Source organism: Halosimplex carlsbadense 2-9-1 (assembly GCF_000337455.1).
Taxonomy (GTDB): domain Archaea; phylum Halobacteriota; class Halobacteria; order Halobacteriales; family Haloarculaceae; genus Halosimplex; species Halosimplex carlsbadense.
The window spans coordinates 1-907 of record NZ_AOIU01000001.1 but is presented as its reverse complement, the minus strand read 5'-3'; the positions used below and the strand labels follow the sequence as shown (position 1 = coordinate 907).

Here is a 907-nt window from a genome sequence, read left to right as displayed (position 1 = left end):
GACCAGGGTCGTGGAATCCCGTTCTCGGAGCTCGTACCGGCTGGATTGTATGGAATCGACATCAAGCAGCAGGATTCAGAACGCTACCACGTCCACCTGCACGCTTTGTGTGAGATGCCGTTCGTGCCCCAGGCGGCGATAGCGTCGATCTGGGAGGATCTGACGGATGCGTCGGTGATCGACGTTCGGCGTCGAGGCGACTTGCTGGCCGAGACGATCGGGTACGTGTGCAAAGCGCCGGAGTTTGAGACGGTGGAAGACGAAGTGGAGTATCTGACGGCTCTGAAGGGCTCACGGCTGATGCAGCCGTTTGGAGAGCTTCACGGGAACATTAGTGACGCGCCAAGTCTGTTGGAGTGCTCGAACTGCGGGCGCGCGCCGCAGTTCTGGAACTACCTTGGACTGGTTGATGAAGCGTACGACAACATGACGGTCGCGACGTCGGAAGGGGACAGACCGCCGCCAAAGTAGTCGAGGAATTGACTGCTGTGGTCAAATCTGAGTGGATGCAGTTCGATCGGTGAGCTTGCTGTGGGTTCCGGTGAGAGTGCTGTGCTGCTTTAACTTGCTATGGAGACTGTTCGGTCCAATTAGCTGCTGAGGCGTGCAGACTTGTCGGGCTATCCAGTGATTATCACGACAATGAGACTGAACACTAGGAATAGTCCGATAACACCTGCACCTATGAACCAGCGTTGAGGTGTCTGCTGGGTTGCTTGATCTACTGAGTCGGGGTCGCGATAGATTCGAATTGCGTTCGCTAGTAGTAGAGTGCCAGCGCCCATTGCTACAACCGCTGTGACCAGTGAGGTGCTACTCGAAGCTTCTAACAAATTATAGATGCCGGCTATGGCGATGTAGGAACCCCCTATAGCATCTGTCTCTTATACACATCTCTGATGGCGCG

The 907-nt window shown here is 55.3% G+C and carries 1 protein-coding gene; it reads left to right on the top strand.

Annotated features, from left to right (window positions below; all coding sequences use genetic code 11):
* A partial coding sequence (locus C475_RS23655) for a hypothetical protein (protein ID WP_006881657.1) occupies positions 1-471 on the top strand: 471 nt, incomplete at its 5' end.
* Positions 472-907: the final 436 nt, after the last annotated feature.